General features: G+C 62.4%; 18 protein-coding genes and 1 pseudogene. 14 read left to right on the top strand and 5 right to left on the bottom strand.

What is annotated here, in order from left to right:
• Positions 1-14 precede the first annotated feature (14 nt).
• Positions 15-1,001, top strand: coding sequence for a LacI family DNA-binding transcriptional regulator (locus KVU_RS07035; RefSeq protein WP_013384658.1), 987 nt, complete (start codon positions 15-17; stop codon positions 999-1,001).
• On the opposite strand, the gene KVU_RS07030 is transcribed toward KVU_RS07035, so the two are convergent.
• Both KVU_RS07030 and KVU_RS07025 read right to left on the bottom strand, forming a co-directional pair.
• Positions 998-2,206 (bottom strand): aspartate transaminase, encoded by a 1,209-nt coding sequence (locus KVU_RS07030; RefSeq protein WP_014537819.1) that lies wholly within the window; start codon positions 2,204-2,206, stop codon positions 998-1,000. The genes KVU_RS07035 and KVU_RS07030 overlap by 4 nt on opposite strands.
• A gap of 9 nt (positions 2,207-2,215) precedes the next feature.
• Positions 2,216-2,890, bottom strand: coding sequence for a 4-carboxy-4-hydroxy-2-oxoadipate aldolase/oxaloacetate decarboxylase (locus KVU_RS07025; RefSeq protein ID WP_013384656.1), 675 nt, complete (start codon positions 2,888-2,890; stop codon positions 2,216-2,218).
• Positions 2,891-3,081: 191 nt separating this feature from the next.
• Here KVU_RS07025 and KVU_RS07020 point away from each other — a divergent pair, with 191 nt between their 5' ends.
• The 9 genes and pseudogenes from KVU_RS07020 to KVU_RS06980 all read left to right on the top strand — a co-directional run bounded on the left by KVU_RS07020 (position 3,082) and on the right by KVU_RS06980 (position 10,821).
• Positions 3,082-3,498 carry an acetyl-CoA carboxylase biotin carboxyl carrier protein gene (locus KVU_RS07020; protein WP_013384654.1) on the top strand — a complete coding sequence of 139 codons (417 nt, stop codon included), beginning with the start codon at positions 3,082-3,084 and terminating at the stop codon, positions 3,496-3,498.
• Entirely contained in the window at positions 3,495-4,850 is a 1,356-nt protein-coding gene (gene accC, locus KVU_RS07015) for an acetyl-CoA carboxylase biotin carboxylase subunit (RefSeq protein ID WP_013384653.1), read from the top strand. The genes KVU_RS07020 and accC overlap by 4 nt, the downstream gene beginning before the upstream one ends.
• Positions 4,843-5,496, top strand: a complete 654-nt coding sequence (gene pxpB, locus KVU_RS07010; protein ID WP_013384652.1) for a 5-oxoprolinase subunit PxpB — start codon at positions 4,843-4,845, stop codon at positions 5,494-5,496. Before accC ends, pxpB begins: the two co-directional genes overlap by 8 nt.
• On the top strand, positions 5,493-6,455 hold the full coding sequence (locus KVU_RS07005) for a 5-oxoprolinase subunit C family protein (protein ID WP_060486263.1): 963 nt from the start codon (positions 5,493-5,495) through the stop codon (positions 6,453-6,455). The genes pxpB and KVU_RS07005 overlap by 4 nt, the downstream gene beginning before the upstream one ends.
• A gap of 1 nt (position 6,456) precedes the next feature.
• Positions 6,457-6,837, top strand: a complete 381-nt coding sequence (locus tag KVU_RS07000) for a biotin/lipoyl attachment domain-containing protein (protein ID WP_013384650.1) — start codon at positions 6,457-6,459, stop codon at positions 6,835-6,837.
• A complete protein-coding gene (locus KVU_RS06995; RefSeq protein WP_014537818.1) occupies positions 6,834-7,625 on the top strand; it encodes a LamB/YcsF family protein in 792 nt (263 codons plus the stop codon). The genes KVU_RS07000 and KVU_RS06995 overlap by 4 nt, the downstream gene beginning before the upstream one ends.
• Positions 7,626-8,399: an SDR family oxidoreductase gene (locus tag KVU_RS06990; protein ID WP_014537817.1), complete on the top strand. Its 774-nt coding sequence runs from the start codon at positions 7,626-7,628 to the stop codon at positions 8,397-8,399.
• 57 nt (positions 8,400-8,456) lie between these two features.
• Positions 8,457-9,602 (top strand): annotated as a pseudogene (locus tag KVU_RS06985) (SulP family inorganic anion transporter); the annotation flags it as partial.
• A 400-nt stretch (positions 9,603-10,002) separates the two neighbouring features.
• The gene (locus KVU_RS06980; protein WP_013384645.1) at positions 10,003-10,821 is read left to right on the top strand and encodes a peptidoglycan-binding domain-containing protein; all 819 of its coding nucleotides are present in this window, start codon (positions 10,003-10,005) and stop codon (positions 10,819-10,821) included.
• 66 nt (positions 10,822-10,887) lie between these two features.
• On the opposite strand, the gene KVU_RS06975 is transcribed toward KVU_RS06980, so the two are convergent.
• Entirely contained in the window at positions 10,888-11,322 is a 435-nt protein-coding gene (locus KVU_RS06975) for a PRC-barrel domain-containing protein (protein WP_236953059.1), read from the bottom strand.
• Positions 11,323-11,472: 150 nt separating this feature from the next.
• Between KVU_RS06975 and KVU_RS06970 the strand changes: the two genes are divergently transcribed.
• Genes KVU_RS06970 through KVU_RS06960 form a run of 3 tightly spaced genes read left to right on the top strand, consistent with a single transcriptional unit; the run spans position 11,473 to position 13,516 of the window.
• The gene (locus KVU_RS06970; protein ID WP_013384643.1) at positions 11,473-12,285 is read left to right on the top strand and encodes a helix-turn-helix transcriptional regulator; all 813 of its coding nucleotides are present in this window, start codon (positions 11,473-11,475) and stop codon (positions 12,283-12,285) included.
• A 30-nt stretch (positions 12,286-12,315) separates the two neighbouring features.
• Positions 12,316-13,044, top strand: a complete 729-nt coding sequence (locus KVU_RS06965; protein ID WP_013384642.1) for an aspartate/glutamate racemase family protein — start codon at positions 12,316-12,318, stop codon at positions 13,042-13,044.
• Between the two features lie 10 nt (positions 13,045-13,054).
• Positions 13,055-13,516: an HIT family protein gene (locus tag KVU_RS06960; RefSeq protein WP_013384641.1), complete on the top strand. Its 462-nt coding sequence runs from the start codon at positions 13,055-13,057 to the stop codon at positions 13,514-13,516.
• On the opposite strand, the gene KVU_RS06955 is transcribed toward KVU_RS06960, so the two are convergent.
• Entirely contained in the window at positions 13,474-14,811 is a 1,338-nt protein-coding gene (locus KVU_RS06955; protein ID WP_013384640.1) for a GH1 family beta-glucosidase, read from the bottom strand. The two genes, KVU_RS06960 and KVU_RS06955, sit on opposite strands and share 43 nt — an antisense overlap.
• Before the next feature lie 17 nt (positions 14,812-14,828).
• Complete coding sequence (locus tag KVU_RS06950) at positions 14,829-15,857, bottom strand: substrate-binding domain-containing protein (protein WP_193365311.1); 1,029 nt, start codon at positions 15,855-15,857, stop codon at positions 14,829-14,831.
• Between the two features lie 249 nt (positions 15,858-16,106).
• On the opposite strand from KVU_RS06950, the gene KVU_RS06945 reads away from it, so the two are divergent.
• Positions 16,107-17,453, top strand: a complete 1,347-nt coding sequence (locus KVU_RS06945; RefSeq protein WP_013384638.1) for an ABC transporter substrate-binding protein — start codon at positions 16,107-16,109, stop codon at positions 17,451-17,453.
• Positions 17,454-17,475 lie beyond the last annotated feature (22 nt).

Below are 17,475 nucleotides of genomic sequence, written 5' to 3'. Positions count from 1 at the left end.
AGCGCCCTGTTCGCATGGCCGATATTGCCCGCGCGGCAGGGGTTTCGGTGATGATGGTCTCGCGCGCCTATCGTGATGGCGGTTCGGTCTCTGAGGAGAAACGTGCCCATATCCTGCGCATCGCCGAGGAAATGGGCTATGTCTTTGACGCGACTGCCGCCAACCTGCGCCTGAACCGCACGGGGTTTGTGGCGGTGACCGTGCCGTCGATCAACAACGCGAATTTTGCCGATACCGTGCGCGCGCTGGGCGACGCGCTGGCGCGCGAGGGGCTGCAAATCCTGCTGGCCAATACCGAATACGACCCTGATGCCGAGGCGCGCCTGCTGGACCAACTTTTGCGCCGCAAGCCCGAAGCATTGGTCGTCACCGGCGGCGATCATGGCGAACAGGCCCGCAAATTGTTGCAGCGCGCCGGCGTGCCGGTGGTCGAGATTTGGGATCTGCCCGCCGCCCCCATTGGCCATGCGGTCGGCTTTTCCAACAGCGATGCGATGGTGGATCTGGTCGGGCATTTTGCCCGCGCAGGCTATCGGCGTCTTGCGTTTATCGGGGGTGAGACGCCGTTCGACAGTCGTGGCCGTGATCGTCGCGCGGGGTTTATAAGGGGCGTTGCGCAACACGGGCTAGGCCCGCCGCGACTGGTCGATGCAGGCGAGGTGCCGGTTTCGATGTCGGCGGGGGCGGGGGCGCTGGCGCAGTTGTTGGCGCAATATCCCGATACGGATGCGGTGCTGTGCGTCTCTGATCTGGTGGCCTTTGGTGCCATGACCGAGGCGCAGCGGCGCGGCCTGCGCATCCCGCAGGATCTGGCCTTTGGCGGCTTTGGTAATTTCGAGATTGGCCGCGTCAGCCTGCCGCAGATCACCACGGTCGAGGTCTCGGCCGCGCAGATCGGGGCCCGCGCGGCGCGATTGGTATTGGATCTGCTGGCCGATCCGGCACGGGCGCCCGCGCGGATCGACATGCAGCCCTATGTGATTGCGCGCGGCTCGTCCTAGGTCAGTGCGGCGCAAGCGCGCGCGATGCGGTCACAGGCATCTGTGATCACCGCCATCGACGTTGCGGTCGAGATGCGGAAATAGGGCGACAGGCCATAGGCGGCCCCATGGATGCCCGCGACCCCTTCGCTTTCCAGCAGATAAATCACGAAATCGAGGTCATTCTCTATCACCTTGCCCGATGGCGTCACCTTGCCGATCAGACCTGCGCAATTGGGATAGAGGTAAAAGGCGCCGTCCGGCTTGATGCATGACAGGCCGGGGATCGCATTCAGCCTTGCATAGGCGTAATCGCAGCGCGCCCGGTACTGCACAACGGTTTCGTCGACGCTGTCTTGCGGGCCGGTCAGTGCCGCCGCCGCGGCTGCCTGACTGATGGACGAAGGGCAAGATGACATTTGCGATTGCAGCTTGTTGATCGCGCCGATCAGCGGGGCGGGGCCGACCGCATAGCCGATGCGCCAGCCCGTCATCGCATAGGATTTCGACACGCCGTTCACGATCATCGCGCGGTCTGCAAGTTCCGGCACAACTGTCAAAATGCTGGCCGCCGGAAAATCCGCATACCAGATCCGGTCATAAATCTCGTCCGATAGCACCAGCACATGCGGGTGGCGCAGCAGCACTTCGCCCAAAGCCCGCAATTCGTCGGGGGTATAGGCCACGCCGGTGGGGTTCGACGGGCTGTTCAGCACCAGCCAACGCGTGGCAGGTGTGATCGCAGCCTCGAGTGCGGCGGGGGTCAGTTTGAAACGATTGGCCTCGGCGCAGGGGACAATTACCGGCGTGCCGCCATTGGCGATGACCATATCGGGATAGCTGACCCAATAGGGTGCTGGGATGATGACCTCGTCCCCTGCCTCGACGGTGGCCATAAAGGCAAGGAACAGGATCTGCTTGCCGCCGCCGCCGACCGCGATGCGGTTATCGGCCGCGTCGATTTTTAGCCGCGAGCGGTAATCATGGCGGATCGCGCCGCGCAGGGCGGGGGTGCCGTTCACCGGCGTATATTTCGTATCGCCCGCGTGGATGGCGGCGATGGCGACATCCTTGATCGCTGCGGGGGTATCGAAATCGGGCTCGCCCACGGTCAGGTCGACAATGTCGCGTCCCTCGGCCTTCAGGTCGCGGGCGCGCTGGGCGGCGGCGGTGCTGGGCGAGATTTTGATATCCGTGACGCGGCGGGCAAGTTTAATGGCGGTCATGACTGTATCCTACAAATCGGTGGTGAGGCCCTTGGCCCGCAAAACGGCGTCGAGATTGCTGACATCGATCACGCTGCGGCCCGATTGATAGGCGGCGATATAGCCGGCCTCGGCAGCCTCGCGGGCGGCGGATTTCTGGGCGGCATCTGCGGCATCCTCGCGCCGGACAACGACCACGCCATCTGCGTCGCCCTTGACCACATCACCGGGGCGCACCAACTGCCCGCCAATGATGATATCGCCGTTGATCTGGGACAGGGTCTCTTTCACCGTGCCCTTGATGCAGACCGATAGGGAAAAAACGGGCAGGCCCAGCTTGATCAGCTCGAGCGTGTCGCGCACGCCGGTATCGGTGATGACGCCCGCGATCCCCTTGGCAAGACAGGCATTGCCCAGCACATCGCCAAAGCTGCCAGCCTCGGCATATTCGCCGGCCGAGACGACGATCACATCGCCCGGTTGGGCATAGTGGATCGCCAGTTGCAGCATGATATTGTCGCGCGGCGCGCTGACCACGGTAAAGGCCGGGCCGCAGACGGACATATTGCGGTCGATCGGTTTGATCTTGCTGGAAACCGCGCCAAGGCGGCCCTGCGCCTCGTGGATCGTGGCGGCGCCAAAGCGCGCCAGCGCCGCAACATCGGCCGGATCGGCACGGGTGATTTTGGTGATGATATGCGGCATGGCGGGTCCCTTGGGCTGCAGCGTTTCGCCCACAGATTAGGCCCCGCGCTGCGCCGCCAGATAGTCGCGACTGCATCTGATGTGATCGGCTTTCGCGATGGATGAAGGCGGCGGGTCATCTGAAACCGATCTGACATCATCATCCGCAGCAGGTGCTACGCCGACCCTGAACGAACAGGGACGCGCCGCCGATGGCAAAGAACAGGCTGGATGAAATTACCGCCATGATGGAATGGTCTGCCGGGCAGGGCCTGGCAGCGGTGACCTATGCGCAGGGTGATTTTCGGATGAAAATCAGTCGCGGGGCGCCGGTGGCTATAACAGCCACATCACCCGTGAACACAGCGCAGCGCGCAGCCGCCGCAAAACCTGCCGCGGGTGTTGCCGCGCCACTTGCGGGTATCTGCCACCTGTCCCCTGCGCCCGGCGCGCCGCCATTTGTCGCTCCCGGTGATCGCGTCGTGCCCGGACAGACGCTGTGCTTGCTCGAGGCGATGAAGGTGATGACCGCCGTCGTGGCCGAATACGCGGGGCAGGTGTCACGCATAGCGGTGACCGACGGCGCTGCCGTCACTGCTGGGGATCTGCTGATCGAGGTGACGCCATGACCACGGTACTGATCGCCAATCGCGGCGAAATTGCGCTGCGCATCTTGCGCGCAACCAAACGCCTTGGCCTGCGCAGCGTTTGTGTTTTCTCGGATGCGGATCGCGGCGCGCCCTATCTGGCGCTGGCCGATCAAGCGATCTGTATCGGCCCTGCGCCTGCCGCCAAAAGCTATCTGAACATTCCGGCACTGTTGCAGGCGGCACAGATCACTGGCGCGACGATGATCCATCCCGGCTATGGTTTTCTGGCCGAGCGCGCGGATTTCGCACAGGCTGTTGCCGAGGCTGGGCTGATATTGGTCGGCCCGCCTGCGGATGTCATGCGCATGATGGGCGACAAGGTTCTGGCGAAACGGGCCATGCTGGCTGCGGGTGTTCCATGTGTGCCCGGCCCTAGCAGCGTGCTGCCCGATGACCCCGAACAGATTGCCCAGCTTGCGGATGATATCGGCTATCCCGTGATCCTAAAGGCCGCAGGCGGTGGCGGCGGGCGCGGTATGCGCATCGTCCGCACGCCTGCCGATCTGCCCGAAGCGTTCATGCTGACCCGGCAAGAGGCGCAGCGCTTTTTCGGCAACCCCGATATTTATATGGAAAAGTTTCTACAGCGGCCACGCCATGTCGAAATCCAGGTGATCGCGGATCATTTCGGCAATGCGCTGTGGCTGGGCGAGCGCGATTGCTCGATGCAGCGGCGCCATCAGAAGGTGATCGAGGAGGCGCCTGCGCCGCATATTGATCGCGATCTGATCGCCGCGATCGGTGCCCGCTGCGCAAAGGCCTGCCAAGATATCGGCTATACCGGCGCGGGCACGTTCGAATTCCTGTATGAAGACGGCGCATTCTATTTCATCGAGATGAACACCCGCATTCAGGTCGAGCATCCGGTGACGGAACTGATTACCGGGCTGGATATCGTCGCACTACAAATCGATGTGGCGCGCGGCCTGCCGCTACCTGTGCAGCAAAGCGATCTGGTCAGCGCGGGCCATGCAATCGAATGCCGGATCAACGCCGAAGACCCCGCGACCTTTGCCCCCAGTCCCGGCCAGATTACATATCTGCACTTGCCCGGCGGCCCCGGAATCCGTGTCGACACGCATCTGGTCAGCGGTGCTGAGGTGCCTGCGCATTACGATTCGATGATCGCAAAGGTCATCGCCCATGGCGCGACGCGGGACGAGGCGCTGGCCCGCCTGCGTGCGGCCCTGGGCGAGATGCAGGTGCAGGGTGTCGCGACCAACCTGCCGTTGCAACGCGCGCTGCTGTCCGAGACCGACTTTGCAGCGGGTGGGGTCTCGATCCATCACCTCGAACATTGGCTGTCCACGCGGGAGAATGCGCATGTCTGACACCCGCATCACGCTGATCGGCAGCCGCGCCATCTTGTTCGAAGCGGATTGCCCCTTTGATCTGAACCATCAGCAGCGATTCTGGGCCATCGCGGCCGAGGCCGCCACTTGGCCCGGCGTGGTCGAGGCGGTGCCGGGTATGACCAATGTCACGCTGCTGCTGGACAAGACGCCAGCGGGGCTTGCGGCGTTGCAGCGCCCGTTGGACCAGCTTTGGGCCAGCGGTGTCAGGCGCGAGGTCGAAGGGCGGCTGCTTGACGTCGACATCACCTATGGCGGCAAGGGTGGCCCGCATTTGGCCGAGGTTGCCGCACTGACTGGTCTGTCCATTGACGCGGTGATCCGCCGTCACACTGCGCCCGATTACACCGTCTTCGCCGTCGGAAGCCACGCGGGTTATTGCTATCTGGGCGGGCTCGACCCGCGCCTTGAAACCCCGCGCCGCAAAGTGCCGCTGACACGTTTGCCGGGCGGATCGCTGTCCATGGCGGGGCTGCAAACCGGGATATCCGCCTCGGCGGGTCCTAGCGGCTGGAACACGGTCGGCAGCGCTGATGTCGCTTTTTTTGACCCCACGCGTGATCCGGCGGCACTGCTGCAGCCGGGTGACCGCATTCGATTTGGCGTTCGCGAGGTGCTGGCATGATCGAGGTTTTGTTCACCCCGCCGCTGACCAGCGTGCAGGATTTGGGGCGCGACGGCTTTTGGTATCAGGGGCTTGGCCGCGCGGGGGCAATGGATACCTTGGCCCACCGCGTTGCAAACCTGCTGCTGGGCAATGACGAGAATGCGGCGACGATTGAATGTGCGCTGACGCCTGCGAAACTGCGTTTCACGACGCGCCAGCCCTTTGCCTTGGTGGGCGCAGCTTGCGGGGCGCAATTGGACGGCGTGCCTTTGCCGCGCTGCTATGCGGGCTGGGCAGAGGCGGGCGCGGTGTTACAGCTTGGTCCGATGCAGGGCGGGGCGCATGTCTATCTGGCGCTGGCCGGCGGCGTTGATGTGCCGCAGGTCATGGGATCGCGCAGCACGCAATTGCGCGAAGGTTTTGGCGGCTTTCAGGGGCGGGCGCTGGCTGCTGGCGATCAGATCGGGGCGATCGGTGGCGCAGTTGCGCTGCCGCCGCAGGGCCTGTCGCTGGCGCTGCCGCCCTTGGGCGATGTCATCACGCTGCGCGCCCTGCCATCGAGTGAACACGATAGTTTCGAGGCCAGCTCTCTTGAGGCGTTTTGGTCTGGCGCATGGCAGGTCACCCGCGAGCGCAACCGTCAGGGCTTTCGGCTAGAGGGGCAGGCACTGACGCGACATGCAACGGGCGAGCTACGCTCGCACGGGATTGTGCCGGGGATCGTGCAGGTGCCGGGCGGCGGGCAACCCATTGTCCAGCTTGCCGATTCCGCCACGATGGGCGGCTATCCGAAAATCGCCGCTGTGATTGCGGCAGATCTGTGGCGGATCGCGCAAGCGGCCCCCGGAACGGCGTTGCGCTTTGAAAAGGTTGATCTGGCCGAGGCCGCCGCTGCCGATGCTGCGCTTTGCGAACAGATCGCCACCATCCGCCGCCAGATCATCGCCGCCACAACCCTCTATCAAAGCTGGAGTTGATATGTTCACTGCCGCACAACGGGACACCCTGCTGGACGTCATGCGCCGCACGGGCACGACTGCGATCTATTTGCGTGATGGTGATAAACGCCTGTCGCTGACGCTGGGCGGCGAAGCGCCGGCCATACACCGCCCCTCGCAAACACAAGCAGCGGTCAGCCCGGCCATTGGCCGCGTTCTGCCGCGCGGTCTGGATGACGGTTTGGCGGCGCTGCAAGTCGGCGACGCAGTGAACAAGGGCGAGGTGCTGGTCTATGTCGCGCAAGGCCTGATCCGTCACCCCGTCACGGCCCCCGTCACCGGCACGCTTGCCACATTGACCGAGGCTGCGATCGTCGGCTTTGGCGACACCATCGCGACACTGACGGAGCAGGGCGCATGATCGATATCAATGCCGATATGGGCGAGGGATTTGGCGCGTACCAGATCGCGGATGATGCGGCGCTGATGCGCTATGTCACCTCGGCCAATGTCGCCTGCGGCTATCACGCGGGCGATCCGATGATTATGGATCGCACCATCCGGCTGGCCCGCGAGCACGGCGTTGATCTGGGCGCGCATGTCAGCTTTCCCGACCTGATGGGTTTTGGCCGTCGCAAGATTGATATGCCCGCAGCAGAGATCGAGGCGCATGTCCTTTATCAGCTTGGCGCATTGGATGGGCTGGCGCGGCGGGCTGGGCACCGGATCACGCATATGAACCCCCATGGCGCGCTGGGAAATCTGGCCAGCAGCGATGCGGTGATTGCCACCGCTGTCGCCCGTGCCACGCTGGATTTTGACCCCGAGATCGCCGCGCTGGTGCTGCCCGGCAGCGCGCTCGAGCAGGCGATGACCGCGCTGGGCGGCCGCACAATCCGGCTGTTCTTGGCGGATCGCGCCTATCTGGCGAATGGTCAGCTTGCGCCGCGCGGGCAGGCAGGTGCGGTGCTGCATGATCCGGCCGAGGTCACCGCCCGCGTCCTTGATGTGCTGAAAACCCAGCGCCTGAAAACGCTGGACGGCGCCGAGATCGCGATGCCGGTCAGCGCTGTTTTGATCCATTCCGATACCGCCACCGCCGTCACGCTGGCTGGCGCGCTGCGCCAAGCGATCACGGCGGCTGGACTGACCCTAACCCCTCTCTCGCGGCAGGTGCGCCTGCCGGACAATGCTGAAAAGGACAATTAAATGGCATTCTCTGATTATAAAACCGCATTGGTCACGGGCGCGTCGGGCGGGATGGGATGGGCGATTGCCAGCCGTCTGGCGCAAAAGGGCCTCAAGGTGCATGCCTTTGCCCGCAGCGCGGAAAAGCTGGCACAACTGCAGCAAGAATGCGGCGTGGTCCCTCATGTTGTTGACGTGACCGACACCGATGCCGTCACGCGCGCTGTTTCGGATATTGAGATTGACGTGCTGGTGAACAATGCCGGCGTCTCGCGCCCCGGCAGCCTTCTGACCTCCGACGCCTTTGATATTGATGAACAGATTGATGTGAACCTGCGCGCGGGTCTGCATCTGGCACGATTGATCCTGCCGGGGATGATGGCCCGCGACCGGGGGCATATTGTCAATATCACCTCGATGGCCGGGCATTACGAGTTTGGTGGCCATATCGCCTATCACGCGACAAAGGCGGCGATGCACACCGTTTCACGTCAACTGCGCGTCGATGCCTTTGGTCGCCGCGTACGTGTGACCGAGATCAGCCCCGGTCGTACCGAAACCGATATTTTTGCCCATGTCGAAAAGATCGATCCCGCCGAGGCCAAGCGTAAGTATTTCGAAGGGTTCGAAATGCCGCAAACCTCGGATATCGCGGATGCGGTCGAATATGCGGTCGGCGCGCCGCAATATGTCAACATCGGCCTGATCGAGCTGTTGCCCACCTTGCAAGTGCCCGGTGGTTTGCGTACGGCCAAGCGCGTTGGCGATGAAGTCATTCTAACCAGCAACAAATAAGATGGCGCGGGGCTGCGCCATCGCAGCCCTTACCCCCAGCCGATCAAGGCGAGTTATATGCAAATGCTTCAGGCCTACCGCGCGCAGTGGTTCGGCAATATCCGCGCTGATGTGCTATCGGGCCTTGTGGTCGCGCTTGCACTGATCCCCGAGGCGATCGCCTTTTCCATCATCGCCGGGGTCGATCCCAAAGTCGGGCTTTATGCCAGTTTCTCGATCGCGGTGATCTCGGCCTTTGTGGGCGGGCGGCCTGCGATGATTTCGGCGGCAACCGCGGCGACGGCGGTGCTGATGGGCGCTTTGGTACGCGAACATGGTCTGCAATACCTGTTGGCGGCAACGGTGCTGGCGGGGTTGATCCAGATTGCGATGGGCGCGGCACGTTTAGGATTTGTCATGCGCTATGTCACGCCGCCGGTGATGACGGGTTTCGTGAACGCATTGGCAATCCTTATATTTTTGGCGCAATTGCCCGAGCTTGACCCCAGCAAAGTGACGCCGCTGACCTATGTGCTGGTCGCTGTTGCGCTGGGGATCATCTATCTTTTCCCGCGCCTCACGCGCGCCGTCCCCTCGCCGCTTGTGACGATCGTGGTGCTGACGGCGCTGTCCATTTTCTTTGGCTGGGACGTGCGCACTGTGGGGGATATGGGCGCGCTTCCCGATAGCCTGCCGCAGTTTTTGATCCCTGATGTGCCGCTGAACCTGCAAACGCTGTGGATCATCTTGCCTTATTCATCGGCCATTGCAGTCGTCGGCCTGCTGGAAAGCCTGATGACGCAGAACCTGATTGACGAGATCACGCAGACCAAAACCAGCCGGAACCAAGAATGTATCGGCCAAGGCATCGCCAATGCCGCCACCGGATTTATCGGTGGTATGGCCGGATGCGCGATGATTGGGCAGTCGATGATCAATGTTAAATCGGGCGGGCGCGGGCGGCTGTCGACCTTTGTCGCGGGCGCGGTGCTGCTGGTTCTGGTCGTATTTCTGGGCGATTGGGTTGCGCGCATTCCGATGCCGGCCCTGGTGGCCGTGATGATCATGGTCTCGGTCGGGACGTTTTCATGGGGATCACTGCGCGATCTGCCGCGCGGGCCGCGTGCTGCAGCCGTGGTCATGCTGGCGACGGTCATTGCCGTGGTCTGGACGCATAACCTTGCCATCGGTGTCGCGCTGGGCGTGTTGCTGTCGGCGCTGTTTGCGATGGGCCAGCATCGACCCGTCCGGTGATCGGGCGGCTGACAGCCATGCTTTCACGCAACCTCTCGAAATAACAGGAGTTGCTGCGAGGGGCTGAGGGCAGGTTGCAACCTGTTCACGGCGCGGCTCTCACTGCTGCGAGCCTCTACAGTCAAAACTTATCCACAGGCGCGCTGGCTGAACTCAGCCGATCCTGCGCGGGGTGGAAACCAAAGCCGCTTTCATGCGTTATCTCGTCATCGGTAACTGTTATAGGCGCCATGATGCGCGAATGCGTTGAAATTAAAACGCCTTGTCGATCACTCCTTGAACACCCGCACCCGGTTGCGCTGGCCCTGTGCCAGCCCATCGCGGTGGGCGGGCGCATCTGGGGGTTTACCTTTTACGAGAGGACGATGTGATGAAACATAGCTACCTTGCACTCGCTTTGTGCTCCGGCCTGGCGCTGACTGCGCCCGCTCAGGCACAGGACGTTGGAAACATCATTCAGGGCGTCGCCCAGGGCCTGATCAACCAAGAGCTGGAGCGTGCCGCCTATCAACAGGCGCAGCGCACCAATACGCTGGCCGGTTGGCAGGCGTTCTTGCAGGCCTATCCCAATGGCGCGAACCGCAGCAACGCGCAGCGCGCGCTCGAGCGGTTGGGCGGCAACGTTCAGGTGCCTGCGCCGAACCCAACCCCTGTGAACCCGACGCCGGTGACGCCGACCCCCGTGACGCCTACCGCCAACAGCGGTGTCGCAGCCGAGCAGGCTTTGGGCCTGAGCCGCGATCAGCGCCGCACCATCCAGGCGCAATTGACCGCAGCGGGTTATAACGCTGGCACGCCCGACGGGCTGTGGGGCACAACGACCCGCGATGCGATCCGTCGCTGGCAGCGCGCCAATAACGTCGAGGTCACGGGTTACGTCAACGCCCGCCAAGTGCAGCAAATCGCGGCTCAAGGCGGCAATGTCACGCCGACCCCCACGCCGAACCCCAATGTCGCCACGGATCAGCAGGAAGAACAGCTTCTGGGCCTGACCCTGGCCGAGCGGCGCGAGATCCAGACCCGTCTGACGGCGCTGGGTTATAACACGCGCGGCGCAGATGGCGTCTTTGGCCAGAACACGCGCAATGCAATTGCCGGGTTCCAGCGCGATAATAGCGCCAGCATCACCGGCTATATCACCGCCGATCAATTGCGCGCCCTGCGCAGCCAAACGCCTTCGGTGCGCTGAGGGGGAATAGGAAAGGGGCCGACCCGTCGCCGGGTCGGCCCCTTTTTTGTTGTGTTGCTACAGGCCTTAGCCTGGCACCGCGCCAAGCGTTGCGGGATTGCCCGCTTCATAGAACGGCTGCGTGCGCAGATATTCTTCGTTCGCCGTCAGAACGAGGCGGACCTCATCGGCTGAACGGAAAAGGACAAAGGCCTCAAGTGGTACGGCGACATAGCGGGCGTCATCGCCCAAGACGCTTTCCACATCCAGCACCACATGGGTCAGCGTGCCGGTGGGGGCATTTTGGGCGGGATCATTGCCGGCGATGATGTCGGTGACCTCGCCAATGACGGCGCCGGCGGCGCTATAGACGACCGTGCCCATCAGCTCGGCTTGGGTGGCCGGGGATTCCGCGGCGGTAAAGCCCTCGGGTGCGACGATAGTTGTGGCGTCCTGTGCGGCAGCCATTTGGGTCGAAGCCAGTAGTGCCGCTGCGACGGCAGCAAGAAGTTGCGGTTTCATCATACTTCTCCTTCATTGGTTTCCTATGACGAACCAACGCAGCAAACGGATTATCGTTGCATCGCGGATTTGCAGGGGGCGGAAATCCGCCAGATTGCGGCCAAGGCTGCCGCGCGATACTGTGCGGCGAGGGTTCAGGGGCGATTGCGAATGTCGGGCGTTTCAATGCGCTATTGTGCGGGCCTTGGCGGGTTTGATGCGCTGGAAAGCCGCGTTGCCCGCTTTGGGTACAGCCCGCATCGCCATGCCGAGGTTGTTATCGCTGCCTATGGCGCGGGCCATAAACGCGCGAGCTGCGGGCGCGACAGCTTTGACATTCGGCCGGGTGATCTGCTGGTGGTTGGCCCCGAAACCCTGCACAGCGGCGAGACCGGCGCGGGGCCCGGCTGGCATTACCTGTCGATTTACTTGCGCCCCGATCAGATTGCGGCGGCAACCGGCCTTGCTGTTCCAGAGGTCGAGACGCGCGTTGCGGGGCATCGCCTGCATCAGGGGATACATGCGCAGGATTGGCTGCGCGCCGCGACCTCTCATTCCTTGGCGCTAAGCGAATTGCTGGTGGCGCTATTTGCCGCCCCCGGTGATCCACCGCCTATGCGCCATGCCTCAGCGGGTCTTTTGCGGGTGCGTGATCGGCTGGCCGATGATCCGGCATCCGCGCCGACTTTGACCGATCTTGCCGCGCTGGCTGATATGTCGCCTGCGCATCTGTCGCGGCAGTTTCGTGCGATCTGGGGGCTGTCGCCGTTCCAATTCCTGACGGCCAATCGCACCCGTCTTGCGCATCAACATATCGCGGCAGGCGCGCCGCTGGCAGATGTCGCCCATACGGTGGGTTTTGCCGATCAAAGTCACCTGAACCGCTGGTTCAAGCGTATCTATGGCGTGACACCCGGCGCTTTTGCCGCCAGCCGTGCGGGTGCCGTCATTTCCGTTCAAGACCCGCGATCCGCGCGCGCATAAATCTGCGGCATAACTTGCCGGAGAGAATAGATGACACCCCGCCCTTTGCCACAAAAGACCATCGGCCTTTTGGGAGGCTCCTCGAACATCGCGACGATGGAGTATTACCGTTTTTTGAACGACGGCGTGAATGCCCGTCTTGGCGGTTGGGAGATTGCCGAGACGCTGATCGTTGGTATGAATTTCGGCAATATCGAGGCGATGGTGCGCGCCGATGATTGGGATGGCCTGTCCACCTATATGCGCACCAAGGCGCAGGCTTTGGTCGCGGGCGGTGCGGATGTGATCTTGTGCGTGTCGAACACGTTGCACAGGCCGCTAGCGGCGATTGCCCCTGATCTGCCGGTGCCGATCCTGCATATCGGCGACCCCACGGGGCAGGCGATCAAAGATGCAGGGCTGCAGCGCGTCGCGCTGTTTGGCACCCAGCCGATCATGCGGCTGGATTATATGAAACACCACTGGCGCGATAATTTTGGCCTAGAGATCGTGACCCCGACGCCGGACGAGCAGCACGAGATCGACCGCATCATCTTTGACGAGCTGGTCAAGGGCGACATCCGCGACGCCTCGCGCCAGCGCTATGTCGCGATCGCCAACCGCTTGCGCGCCGATGAGGGGGCCCAAGGGCTGATCCTCGGATGTACCGAGATTTTTCTGCTCTTGGACCAGCCCGATATTCCCGATTTCCCCATGTTCAATACCGCCCGCCTGCATTGCGACGCGGCGGTGGATCTGGCACTGCGCGATTTAAAGTAAGGCGGAAAATATGAACCTGATCGAAGAACGTGTCGCAGCGGCGCGTCTGGGGCAAAATCCCTATGTCATGACGCGCCTGCCATCGGGCTGGGTGGTGATCGGTGATGTGCAACCTTTGCCCGGCTATTGCCTGCTGCTGTCCGATCCTGTGGTGCCCAGTTTGAATGATTTGCCGCCGCCCGCGCGTGCGCAATTCATGCAAGATATGGCGCTGATCGGCGATGCGCTGCTGGCCGTCACGGAGTGCTTTCGCGTGAATTATGAGATCTGGGGCAATGCCGAGCCGGCACTGCACGCCCATATCATGCCCCGCTATCTGCACGAGCCGGACGGCAAGCGGCAGCGTCCCGCCTGCATGGGCTATTCATGGGCGGATGCGCCAAAATCCATCGACCCCGCGCAGATGCAGATTGTGCAAAGGCTGCGTGACTATTTGGCGGTCTCTGGGGCAAGCATCGCGGCCAGCGCGTGATATGACGCCTTTGGCGTGCGCTTTTGGCTGGGGTAATCGACATGCACCAGCCCAAAGCGTTTCTCATATCCCGCTGCCCATTCGTAATTATCCAGCAGCGACCAGTAAAAGAACCCTTTGACATTCGCCCCTTCAGCCATCGCGTCACGGGTGGCGGCAAGGTGGGCGAATAGGAAATCTGTGCGGGCAGGATCATCGACCGCGCCCGCGATCATCTGGTCAGCGGCGGCCATACCGTTTTCGGTGACATACATCGGCAGATTGCCGACATAATCGCGATGCAGACGCGTCAGGAAATATGTCAGCCCCTCGGGGTAGATTTCCCAGCCCATATCGGTCTTTTCCAGCGGGCCGGTGACTGTTGCGGTCGCGGGCCAGGCGTGATCCGACGCGTGGCGGTGCAGGGTGCGGGTATAATAATTCACCCCCAGCCAATCCAGGGGCTGACCGATGATCGCCATGTCGGACTGCCAGCCGTCGGGCAGATAGGGGGCAAGACCCGCCAGCGCCAGATCGGGATAGCTCTGACGGGTGATCCCCTCGATAAACCAGCGGTTATAGATCGCGTCTTGGCGTGCGGCGGCGGCGCGATCTGCGGCGCTATCCGTTGCGGGCGTCGCATGTTCAAAGTTCAGCACGATGCCAAGCGGCGCGCGGGTGTCCATCTCGCGCAGGCGCTGGACCGCCAGACCATGCGCCAGCAGGATGTGGTGCATGGCGCGCGCGGCTGCGCGGATATCGCGCAGGCCGGGGGCGTGGATGCCCAGAAAATGCGACAGCCACGCGACGCACCAGGGCTCGTTGATCGTGGCGATACTGGCGACGCGGTCGCCGATTCTATCTGTGATGACCGCCGCATAATCGGCAAAGCGCAGCGCGGTATCGCGATTGGCCCAGCCGCCCTTATCCGCCAGCGCCGACGGCAGATCCCAATGATACAGGGTCTGATAGGGCGCAAGGCCGCGCGCCAACATACCGTCCACCAGCCGGTCATAGAAATCCAATCCCTCGGGGTTCACGGTGACGCCATCGGGCATGACACGCGGCCAAGAGGTGGAAAAACGATAGGCCTTCAGCCCCGCCGCTTGCACCAGATCCAAATCCTCGGGCCAGCGATGATAGTGATCGCAGGCCACCGCCCCATCTTCGGCACGGATGACATTGCCGGGGGTGGCGGCAAACGTGTCCCAATGGCTGGGGCCTGCGCCGCCTGCGGCCGTGCCCTCGATCTGATAGGCGGCGGTCGCCGCGCCAAAGACGAAATCTGCGGGAAAGTCCTGAAGCGTGATGGGCATGGCAAAGCTCCTATTGCTTAGCGCGGAATGGGGCAGGTGGATTGGCCGATGATCAACTCCGCCTCGAGCAGGCGGCTGGGCGGCGGTGCGTCACGCGGCCCTGCGATCATCTGCAGCAGCATGGCAGCGGCCACACGGCCTGCCTCGCGCACGGATGAGCGTGTGGCGGTAAAGATCGGCACATCATCGCCGTTTTTCAGATAGGACAGGTCGTCATCATGCACGATGACCGAAATATCGCGCCCCATTTTCAATCCCTTCTCTTCGATCGCGCGGCGGATGCCGTAACCGAGGATGATGGAAGAGGCGATAAAAGCCGTGGGCGGCGTGGCGAGCGAAAGCATCGTTTTTGCCGCCGCATAACCAATGCCTTCGGTCATCTCTCCCGCAAAGAACAGATCTGGGTCCAGCGCAAGGCCGCGGGCCAGCAGCGCCTCGGTCACGCCGCGGCGGCGGCGCATGGCAAAGTCCATTTGCTCGATCCCATTGATCAGGCCGATGCGGCGATGGCCGAAATCCAGCAGGAAATTCGTGGCGCGCGCAAAGGCGCGGCGGTTGTTCACATCGACCCATGCATAGGGGGTGGTGATATCCGAGGCGCGGCCATGCACGACAAAGGGCATGTTCAGCTCTTGCAGCAGCGGTATGCGCGCATCGTTCAAATGCGGCCCGTGTACGATGACGCCGTCCACGCTGCCCTTGGATTTCAAGGTGCGATAGCTGGCGGCCTCGTCCACTCCATCGACGATTGACAGGATCATGTCGTGGTCGTGGCGGCTATAGACCTCGCCCGCGCCCGAGATGAAATCCGCGAAAACCGGGTTCATGATCTGGTGCCCGGAGGACAGCGGAATGACGTGGCCCACAGCCTTGGCCCGCCCTGTCGCCAAGCGTGATGCACGCGCATCTGGGTGATAATTCAGGCGCTTCGCCTCGGCGATGACATGATCGCGCGTGGCTTTTCGCACCTCGGGATAGCCGCCAAGGGCGCGCGACACAGTGGTCGGCGACAGGCCTAAAAGAGCTGAAAATTCTTTCAAAGTCATGGTGGCGCGATTCAAAGCGGTTTCAATTTTTATCAATCTAGCCGTAGTTTTTCCAGTGTCAAAGCGAAACCTGACTTGGGTAATGGGTGCTGACATAACTGAAAGGCATTGAAATCTGCGCTTTGCATTTGACTCAGGGTAAATGATCGGCGAACGTAACGTCAGCCAAAGCGCTTTGACTTGACCGCTTGATTAAAGATCAAACGCAGATGCCGCCCCCGGAGAGGGCGATATGGGAGGAGACCTATAATGCTGAAGAAACTGCTGTCGGGCGCGGGGGTTATGGCCCTTGTCGCAGGTGGTGCGCAGGCGCAGAACCTGCTGTTTCCCGTGGGCGAAGGCGATTTCAACTGGGAGAGTTATTCCGCCTTTGACGAGGCGGTGAATCTGGACGGGCAGGGGCTGACGATTTTTGGCCCATGGCGCGGCGAGGATCAGGTGCTGTTTGAAAGCATTCTGGCCTATTTCACCGCCGCCTCGGGGGTGAATGTCAGCTATTCCTCGTCGGAAAACTATGAACAGCAGATCGTGATTGATACGCAGGCGGGCAGTCCGCCCGATGTCGCGATCCTGCCGCAGCCCGGCCTGATTGCCGAGCTTGTCCGCCAAGGTCATGTGCTGCCGCTGGGCGACGAGGTGCAAAGCTGGCTGGGCGAGAATTACGCCGCCGGTGAAAGCTGGGTCAGCCTTGGCACCTATGACGGGCCCGATGGCACCCCCGGCCTTTATGCCTTTCCCTATAAGATCGACGTGAAATCGTTGGTCTGGTATGTGCCTGAGAACTTTGAAGATGCCGGCTACGAGGTTCCCACCTCGATGGAGGATCTCAAGGCGCTGACCGAACAGATCGTTGCCGATGGTGGCACGCCCTGGTGTATTGGTCTGGGGTCGGGCGGTGCGACGGGTTGGCCCGCCACCGACTGGGTCGAGGATCTGATGCTGCGCGTCGCGCCGCCTGAAACCTATGACGCCTGGGTCAGCCACGAGATCCCCTTCAACGATCCCGCCGTGATCGAGGCGATCGAAGAATTCGGCTGGTTCGCCAAGAATGATGCCTTTGTCGCGGGCGGGTCTGCCTCGGTCGCCTCGACCGATTTCCGCGATAGCCCGAACGGTCTCTTTACCTCGCCGCCGCAATGCTATCTGCACCATCAGGCCAGCTTTATCCCCTCGTTTTTCCCCGAAGGTACTGAACTCGGCGTCGATGCGGACTTTTTCTATATGCCTGCCTATGCCGAACGCGACCTTGGCACCCCCGTGCTGGGCGCAGGCACGCTGGTCATGCTGACACAGGAAACCGAGGCGGGGCGCGCCTTTATCGAATTCCTGCAAACCCCCATCGCGCATGAGCTGTGGATGGCGCAGTCCAGCTTCCTGACGCCGCTGAAAACGGTGAATATCGACACCTATGCCAATACCGCGCTGCGCCAACAGGGACAGATCCTGCTGGATGCGACCACCTTCCGCTTTGACGCCTCGGATCTGATGCCGGGCGCGGTGGGCGCGGGCAGCTTTTGGACGGGGATGGTCGATTTCGTGGGCGGACGTTCCGCCGCCGATGTCGCGGCCGCGATTGACGCAAGCTGGCCGCAGTAACCGGCCCGCATAACGGTCTAGG

Origin of the sequence: Ketogulonicigenium vulgare WSH-001 (assembly GCF_000223375.1) — a bacterium.
Lineage (GTDB): Bacteria > Pseudomonadota > Alphaproteobacteria > Rhodobacterales > Rhodobacteraceae > Ketogulonicigenium > Ketogulonicigenium vulgare.
Note: the sequence above shows the minus strand (reverse complement) of the source record. Positions and strands in the feature narration are given on the sequence as shown.

Excerpts from the sequence above, each read along its gene's own strand:
- accC (WP_013384653.1), top strand. The coding sequence starts at position 3,495 with ATGACCACGGTACTGATCGCCAATCGCGGCGAAATTGCGCTGCGCATC.
- KVU_RS06955 (WP_013384640.1), bottom strand. The coding sequence starts at position 14,811 with ATGCCCATCACGCTTCAGGACTTTCCCGCAGATTTCGTCTTTGGCGCG.
- KVU_RS06945 (WP_013384638.1), top strand. The coding sequence starts at position 16,107 with ATGCTGAAGAAACTGCTGTCGGGCGCGGGGGTTATGGCCCTTGTCGCA.
- KVU_RS07035 (WP_013384658.1), top strand. The coding sequence starts at position 15 with ATGGCCGATATTGCCCGCGCGGCAGGGGTTTCGGTGATGATGGTCTCG.
- KVU_RS07000 (WP_013384650.1), top strand. The coding sequence starts at position 6,457 with ATGTTCACTGCCGCACAACGGGACACCCTGCTGGACGTCATGCGCCGC.
- KVU_RS06965 (WP_013384642.1), top strand. The coding sequence starts at position 12,316 with ATGACACCCCGCCCTTTGCCACAAAAGACCATCGGCCTTTTGGGAGGC.
- KVU_RS07025 (WP_013384656.1), bottom strand. The coding sequence starts at position 2,890 with ATGCCGCATATCATCACCAAAATCACCCGTGCCGATCCGGCCGATGTT.
- pxpB (WP_013384652.1), top strand. The coding sequence starts at position 4,843 with ATGTCTGACACCCGCATCACGCTGATCGGCAGCCGCGCCATCTTGTTC.
- KVU_RS07005 (WP_060486263.1), top strand. The coding sequence starts at position 5,493 with ATGATCGAGGTTTTGTTCACCCCGCCGCTGACCAGCGTGCAGGATTTG.
- KVU_RS07020 (WP_013384654.1), top strand. The coding sequence starts at position 3,082 with ATGGCAAAGAACAGGCTGGATGAAATTACCGCCATGATGGAATGGTCT.
- KVU_RS06980 (WP_013384645.1), top strand. The coding sequence starts at position 10,003 with ATGAAACATAGCTACCTTGCACTCGCTTTGTGCTCCGGCCTGGCGCTG.
- KVU_RS06975 (WP_236953059.1), bottom strand. The coding sequence starts at position 11,322 with ATGAAACCGCAACTTCTTGCTGCCGTCGCAGCGGCACTACTGGCTTCG.
- KVU_RS06960 (WP_013384641.1), top strand. The coding sequence starts at position 13,055 with ATGAACCTGATCGAAGAACGTGTCGCAGCGGCGCGTCTGGGGCAAAAT.
- KVU_RS06950 (WP_193365311.1), bottom strand. The coding sequence starts at position 15,857 with ATGACTTTGAAAGAATTTTCAGCTCTTTTAGGCCTGTCGCCGACCACT.
- KVU_RS06970 (WP_013384643.1), top strand. The coding sequence starts at position 11,473 with ATGTCGGGCGTTTCAATGCGCTATTGTGCGGGCCTTGGCGGGTTTGAT.
- KVU_RS06995 (WP_014537818.1), top strand. The coding sequence starts at position 6,834 with ATGATCGATATCAATGCCGATATGGGCGAGGGATTTGGCGCGTACCAG.
- KVU_RS06990 (WP_014537817.1), top strand. The coding sequence starts at position 7,626 with ATGGCATTCTCTGATTATAAAACCGCATTGGTCACGGGCGCGTCGGGC.
- KVU_RS07030 (WP_014537819.1), bottom strand. The coding sequence starts at position 2,206 with ATGACCGCCATTAAACTTGCCCGCCGCGTCACGGATATCAAAATCTCG.